The organism is Rhodococcus sp. no. 34 (assembly GCF_054589475.1).
This window is the reverse complement of the sequence record NZ_BAAILK010000023.1, coordinates 23229-29777: the sequence shown is the minus strand read 5'-3', so window position 1 is coordinate 29777 and position 6549 is coordinate 23229. Positions and strand designations below refer to the sequence as shown.

General features: G+C 60.8%; 11 protein-coding genes. All 11 read right to left on the bottom strand.

Features of this window, described 5'->3' with window-relative positions; all coding sequences use genetic code 11:
- A partial coding sequence (locus ACYP01_RS06110; protein WP_459678946.1) for a DNA-directed RNA polymerase subunit alpha occupies positions 1-472 on the bottom strand: 472 nt, incomplete at its 3' end.
- A 120-nt stretch (positions 473-592) separates the two neighbouring features.
- Complete coding sequence (gene rpsD, locus ACYP01_RS06105) at positions 593-1198, bottom strand: 30S ribosomal protein S4 (RefSeq protein ID WP_003940769.1); 606 nt, start codon at positions 1196-1198, stop codon at positions 593-595.
- Positions 1199-1220: 22 nt separating this feature from the next.
- The gene (gene rpsK / locus ACYP01_RS06100; protein WP_003940683.1) at positions 1221-1634 is read right to left on the bottom strand and encodes a 30S ribosomal protein S11; all 414 of its coding nucleotides are present in this window, start codon (positions 1632-1634) and stop codon (positions 1221-1223) included.
- Entirely contained in the window at positions 1634-2008 is a 375-nt protein-coding gene (gene rpsM, locus ACYP01_RS06095) for a 30S ribosomal protein S13 (protein ID WP_003940834.1), read from the bottom strand. Before rpsM ends, rpsK begins: the two co-directional genes overlap by 1 nt.
- Before the next feature lie 250 nt (positions 2009-2258).
- Positions 2259-2372 (bottom strand): 50S ribosomal protein L36, encoded by a 114-nt coding sequence (gene rpmJ / locus ACYP01_RS06090; protein ID WP_003938068.1) that lies wholly within the window; start codon positions 2370-2372, stop codon positions 2259-2261.
- Positions 2373-2462: 90 nt separating this feature from the next.
- Entirely contained in the window at positions 2463-2684 is a 222-nt protein-coding gene (gene infA, locus ACYP01_RS06085) for a translation initiation factor IF-1 (RefSeq protein WP_003418601.1), read from the bottom strand.
- 313 nt (positions 2685-2997) lie between these two features.
- Complete coding sequence (map, locus tag ACYP01_RS06080; RefSeq protein ID WP_003940806.1) at positions 2998-3795, bottom strand: type I methionyl aminopeptidase; 798 nt, start codon at positions 3793-3795, stop codon at positions 2998-3000.
- The gene (locus ACYP01_RS06075; RefSeq protein ID WP_003940868.1) at positions 3795-4340 is read right to left on the bottom strand and encodes an adenylate kinase; all 546 of its coding nucleotides are present in this window, start codon (positions 4338-4340) and stop codon (positions 3795-3797) included. Before ACYP01_RS06075 ends, map begins: the two co-directional genes overlap by 1 nt.
- On the bottom strand, positions 4337-5656 hold the full coding sequence (secY, locus tag ACYP01_RS06070) for a preprotein translocase subunit SecY (RefSeq protein ID WP_003940773.1): 1320 nt from the start codon (positions 5654-5656) through the stop codon (positions 4337-4339). The genes ACYP01_RS06075 and secY overlap by 4 nt, the downstream gene beginning before the upstream one ends.
- Positions 5657-5932: 276 nt before the next feature.
- Positions 5933-6376, bottom strand: a complete 444-nt coding sequence (gene rplO / locus ACYP01_RS06065; RefSeq protein WP_003940829.1) for a 50S ribosomal protein L15 — start codon at positions 6374-6376, stop codon at positions 5933-5935.
- A gap of 2 nt (positions 6377-6378) precedes the next feature.
- Positions 6379-6549 (bottom strand): 50S ribosomal protein L30 (gene rpmD, locus ACYP01_RS06060; protein WP_459679242.1); only part of this gene is annotated, 171 nt, incomplete at its 5' end.

The following is a 6549-nucleotide window of genomic DNA, read 5'->3' as shown; positions in this document are numbered from 1 at the left end:
CTGCGCCGGACGCCTTGTTCTGAACGGCGGGGACGTAGCCGCGACCGCGCTCGACTACGAGCTCGATCTCCAGCTTTCCCTTGTCGTTCAGGGTGGCGATGTGCAGATCAGGGTTGTTCACGGTGACGCCTGCCGGGGGCACGATGTCGCCCGCAGTAACAGCGCCGGGGCCCTGCTTGCGGACGTACATGGTGACCGGCTCGTCCTCTTCGGAGTTCACGACGAGGCCCTTGAGGTTCAGGATGATGTCGGTGACATCTTCCTTCACGCCCGGGACGGTGGTGAACTCGTGGAGAACGCCGTCGATACGGATGCTGGTGACAGCAGCGCCGGGGATCGACGAGAGCAGCGTGCGGCGCAGCGAATTGCCGAGCGTGTACCCGAAACCTGGCTCCAGGGGCTCGATGACGAACTTCGAGCGGTTATCAGCGATGACCTCTTCGGTCAGCGTGGGTCGCTGAGAAATGAGCATTGGTATTTCCTCCTGTACGGACGTCCACTATTTGACGCCCACGATGGGAAAGGGCCTGCGGCCCTGTGAGTGGTTGAGGAGTCCGGAGACTCCTCAACCACTCACGGGGTGCGAAGCGCCTTACTTCGAGTAGTACTCGACGATGAGCTGTTCCTGCAGAGCGATGTCGATCTGCGCGCGCTCGGGAAGCTGGTGAACCAGGATCCGCAGACGCGAGCCGACAACCTGCAGCCACCCGGGAACCGGGCGATCGCCGACGGTCTCACGCGCAACCTGGAACGGAAGCGTGGAGAGCGACTTCTCCTTGACATCGATGATGTCGTACTGCGAGACGCGGTAGCTCGGGATGTCGACCTTCTTGTTGTTCACGAGAAGGTGACCGTGCGTGACCAGCTGACGTGCCTGACGGCGCGTGCGAGCGAGGCCTGCGCGGTACACGACGTTGTCGAGACGCGACTCGAGGATGCGAAGCAGGTTCTCGCCGGTCTTGCCGGGGCGGTTGTTCGCCTCCTTGTAGTACAGGCGGAACTGCTTCTCCATGACGCCGTAGGTGAAGCGAGCCTTCTGCTTCTCCTGCAGCTGGAGCAGGTACTCGCTCTCCTTGATACGCGCGCGGCCGTGCTGTCCGGGCGGGTACGGGCGACGCTCGAATGCCTGGTCGCCTCCAACGAGGTCGACGCGCAGACGACGCGACTTGCGGGTGATGGGTCCGGTATAACGTGCCATTTTCTTCTACCTATCCTTCCCGCTATACCCGACGCCGCTTGGGCGGACGGCAGCCGTTGTGCGGCTGGGGGGTTACATCGGAAATGGTGCCGACCTCGAGGCCAGCAGCCTGGAGGGAACGGATTGCGGTCTCGCGACCGGATCCCGGTCCCTTGACGAAGACGTCAACCTTCTTGACACCGTGCTCCTGCGCCTTACGGGCAGCGCTCTCAGCAGCAAGCTGAGCGGCGAAGGGAGTCGACTTACGCGAACCCTTGAAGCCGACGTGTCCCGAAGACGCCCAGGAAATGACATTTCCGGCGGGGTCCGTGATGGACACGATGGTGTTGTTGAAGGTGCTCTTGATGTGAGCGGCGCCGTGCGGGATGTTCTTCTTATCCCTGCGACGCGTCTTCTGGGTCTTCTTCGGACCGGTGCTACGTGACTTCGGGGGCATTACTTCGCCTTCTTCTTGCCGGCAATGGTGCGCTTCGGACCCTTACGGGTACGGGCGTTGGTCTTGGTGCGCTGACCACGCACGGGCAGACCACGACGGTGGCGCAGGCCCTGGTAGCAGCCGATCTCGATCTTGCGACGGATGTCGGCCTGAACCTCGCGGCGAAGGTCACCCTCGACCTTGAGCGACTCCTCGATGTACTCGCGGAGCTTTGCCAGGTCCTCGTCCGAGAGGTCCTTGCTCCGGAGATCCGGGCTGACGCCGGTGGCGTCAAGGATTTCCTTGGAGCGGGTACGGCCGATGCCGTAGATGTATGTCAGTGCGATCTCCATGCGCTTTTCGCGAGGAAGATCAACACCAGAGAGACGTGCCATGGTGGCATTTCCTTATCGGTGTGCGGAGGTCTGCTCCCAGCCCTTCCCCTGTGCCTCTTGCCGAGTACCGACGCCCGAAGGCGCAGATGATCTCATCAACTAACTCAGTGGGGCCCCGGCCTCCGTGCCGGGGGTGAACCATTGTCCGACCTTGGCGATCGGTGAACGATCGCGTGGGGTCTCGTCAACAATGGCTGGTACTGGGAGGTCTTCTTTGCTTGTTGCCAAGCAGATCTTCGAAAAGCTAGATCTAGCCCTGACGCTGCTTGTGACGCAGGTTCTCGCAGATCACCATGACTCGACCGTTACGGCGAATCACTTTGCACTTCTCGCAGATCTTCTTGACGCTCGGCTGAACCTTCACGTCTTCTGATCTCCTGTTTTGTCGCAGCCCGCCGCGATGAACCGCGGCAGACATACTTCTCCCTGACCCAGGTCAGGTCCGGGAAGTTCGTTACTTGTAGCGGTAAACGATGCGTCCGCGCGACAAATCGTAGGGCGAGAGCTCTACGACAACGCGATCTTCCGGGAGGATGCGAATGTAGTGCTGACGCATCTTTCCGCTGATGTGGGCGAGGACCTTGTGGCCATTCTCGAGCTCAATGCGGAACATCGCATTGGGCAGCGGCTCGACTACTCGTCCTTCGACCTCGATGGCCCCGTCTTTCTTAGCCATATCCTCCGCGATCCGTTTGGTTTGGCATGCTTCGTGCATCGGCTTCCGTTACATTGGCACGCAATGGAAAGATCGTCGGCAGTTCGAAAGCCCGATCCCGGAGCGATCCGGGCGTAGGCACACGAACTATCGACGCGCATAGCGCACCGCCTAGCCATGTTACGCGATGTAAACGACCAGGCCAAATGCGCCTCCGGTCAGGGTGACGACGCACACCGCTCCCCCATCGAAAAAGTCCCAGCCTCGAAATGAGGCTGGGACTTCTCGAACATGAATCATGCTCGCTGCCAACACTTGTCAGCGACTGTGTCGACTACTCCGGCCGGAGTGTCAGAATCCGCGGACCGTCTTCGGTCACTGCGACAGTGTGTTCCCAGTGCGCCGCACGGGACCCGTCGGTCGTCACAACGGTCCAGTCGTCGTCGAGAATCACCGTGTCGGTGGTCCCGAGCGTGAGCATCGGCTCAATCGCCAGGCACGATCCGACAACCAGTTCAGGACCCTTACCCGGGGCACCTTCATTGGCGAGGAACGGATCCATGTGCATTTCCCGGCCGATTCCGTGTCCGCCGTATCCGTCGACGATGCCGTAGGAACGACCGTGCAACTTCTCGGCGGCATGAGTACCGACCTCGATCGCGTGCGAAACATCCGTTAGACGGTTGCCGGCGATCATTGCCGCGATCCCGGCTTCCATGGAAAGCCGAGTGGCTTCGCTGAGCTCCTGATCGGCGACGCTGATCTCACCGACACCGAACGTCCAAGCGGAGTCACCGTGCCATCCGTCGAGGATCGCGCCACAGTCGATGGAAACCAGGTCGCCTTCAGCCAGGATGTCCTGAGCTGAAGGGATTCCGTGAACGACGCGATCGTTGACCGAAGAGCAGATCGAGCCGGTGAAGCCGTGGTACCCGAGGAACGAGGGCACGGCGCCGGCGTCACGAATGACGGATTCAGCGACCGCGTTCAATTCCAAAGTGCTGACACCGGGCTTCGCCGCAGCGCGAACCGCCACCAGAGCCGAACCCACGATCGCGCCGGCAGCAGCCATCGCGTCGAGTTCGCCCGCGGAGCGGAACGGAACAACCTTGCGTTTGCGCCCGAAGACCATTACTTACCCAACGCTGCCAGTGCGCGAGCGTTGACCTCTTCGACCTCGCCGATCGCGTCGACGGAGACGATGCTGTCCTTGTAGTAATCGAACAGCGGTGACGTCTCGTCGCGGTAGACCCGGAGTCGGTTGCGAATGACGTCCTCGGTGTCGTCTGCACGACCGCGGGCGAGCATACGCTCGACCACGATGTCCTCGTCGACGACGAAGGAGAGGACACCGTCGAGCTTGGTGTCGAGATCCTTCAAGATTCCCTCGAGTGCCTGAGCCTGTTCGACCGAGCGCGGAAATCCGTCGAGAAGGAAACCGTTTGCTGCGTCCGGTTCTGCGACGCGAGCCTTCACCATGTCGTTGGTGATCGAGCTCGGTACGAGTTCGCCGGCGTCGATGTACTTCTTTGCTTCCACACCGAGAGCGGTGGCCTGACCGATGTTCGCGCGGAAGAGATCACCCGTGGAGATATGGGGAACGCCGAACTTCTCGGACAAGATAGCGGCCTGGGTGCCCTTGCCGGCACCGGGAGGACCAAGGAGGACAAGTCTCACTTGAGGAACCCTTCATAGTTACGCTGCATTAGCTGACTCTCGATCTGCTTCACGGTGTCCAGGCCGACGCTGACCATGATCAGCACCGCGGTGCCACCGAACGGCAGGTTCTGCGCGCCGCCGCCATTCCCGATGTCGAGGAACAGGTTGGGCAGAACAGCAATGGTGCCGAGGTAAATCGCACCCGGAAGGGTGATGCGACTCAGCACGTAGTTGAGGTAGTCCGCGGTCGGCTGACCGGGTCGGATACCGGGGATGAAGCCGCCGAACTTCTTCATCTCGTCGGCGCGCTCTTCGGGATTGAAGGTGATGGCGACGTAGAAGTACGTGAAGAAGACGATCAGGCCGAAGTAGATCGCGATGTACACCGGGTTGGCCGGATTCACCAGGTAGGTGTTGATGAGGCGCTGCCACCAACTGGGGTCGACCGCTGTACTGGCCGAAGTCAGCTGTGCAATCAAGTTCGGGAGGTACAGCAGTGAAGACGCGAAGATCACCGGGATGACGCCGGCCTGGTTCACCTTCAGAGGCAGGTAAGTCGAGGATCCGCCGTACATCTTGCGTCCGACCATCCGCTTCGCGTACTGCACCGGGATACGACGCTGACCCTGCTCGACGAAGACGACACCGGCGATGATCAGCAGCGCTGCGAGGCAGACGAAGGCGAAGACCAGCGGACCACGGCTGTCGAGGATTGCCTTGCCCTCGCTCGGGATACGCGATGCGATACCGGCGAAGATGAGGAGGGACATACCGTTGCCGACGCCACGTTCGGTGATGACCTCGCCGAACCACATGACCATGGCAGCACCGGCAGTCATGACCAGCACGATGATGACAAGTCCGAAGATCGACTTGTCGGCGATGATGTCGTCACAGCCCTGGAGCAACTGTCCGCGTGCCGCAAGAGCGACGATGCCGGTCGACTGCAGGATTGCCAGAGCAATGGACAGGTAACGCGTGTACTGCGTCATCTTGGCCTGGCCGGACTGGCCTTCTTTCCGAAGTTCCTCGAACTTCGGAATCACCACGGTCAGGAGCTGCACGATGATGCTCGCCGTGATGTACGGCATGATGCCGATCGCAAAGATCGACATCTGCAGTAGAGCGCCGCCGGAGAACAGGTTGATCAGCGAGTAGATACCTGCTGAGTCACCGGAGTTGGCGATATCGATGCACTGACGCACACGGCCGTAGTCGACACCTGGGGACGGGATGAGAGCGCCGACCCGATACAGAGCCACCAAGCCGAGGGTGAAGAGGATCTTCCGCCTCAGGTCTGGGGTCCTGAGGGCCGAGACGAAGGCGGAAAGCAAAGATCCTCCTGGCACGACGGTAGGGAGACAGATCGTTTTGACCTGTCGAACTTTTGAACTCTAACAGTGAGCATTTGGGAACTAGGCGGGCAGACCACGAAAACCGGGTAAGCCGAAGATACATTTGCCACTCGGTGACCAGAATACTGGCCCGTCCGAGCATGCACGACCAATCTGTGACACGACCTCGTACCTGTGACACGACCTCGTAGACGCCGATGGCCGCACCGCAGCAAACGCTGCGCTGCGGCCATCGGACTAGCTACGCGTGATCACTCACAGCTCGGTGGCGGAACCACCGGCAGCAGCAATCTTTTCCTTGGCGGAACCGGTGAACTTGTCGACGGTCACCTGAACGGCAACTGTCAGTTCGCCGTCGCCCAGAACCTTGACGAGCTGGTTCTTGCGGACTGCGCCCTTGGCGACGAGATCCTCGACCGTGATTGCTCCACCTTCGGGGAACAGACGGGCGATGTCGCCGACATTGACGACCTGGTACTCGACGCGGAACGGGTTCGTGAAGCCCTTGAGCTTGGGCAGACGCATGTGAAGCGGCATCTGTCCACCCTCGAAGCCCACGCGCACGGTGTTACGTGCCTTGGTGCCCTTGGTACCGCGACCTGCGGTCTTACCACGCTTGCCGCCCTCACCGCGTCCAACACGAATCTTGTTGGACTTGGATCCCGGAGCGGGGCGCAGGTGGTGCAGTTTGATGGTCATGGTTAGACCTCCTCAACTGTTACGAGGTGGCGCACCACGTTGATCAGACCGCGGTTCTGTGCGTTGTCCTCACGAACAACGGTCTGACGGATGCCCTTGAGACCCAGCGTGCGCAGAGAATCCTTCTGGTTCTGCTTGGTCCCGATGATGCTCTTGATCTGAGTGACCTTGAG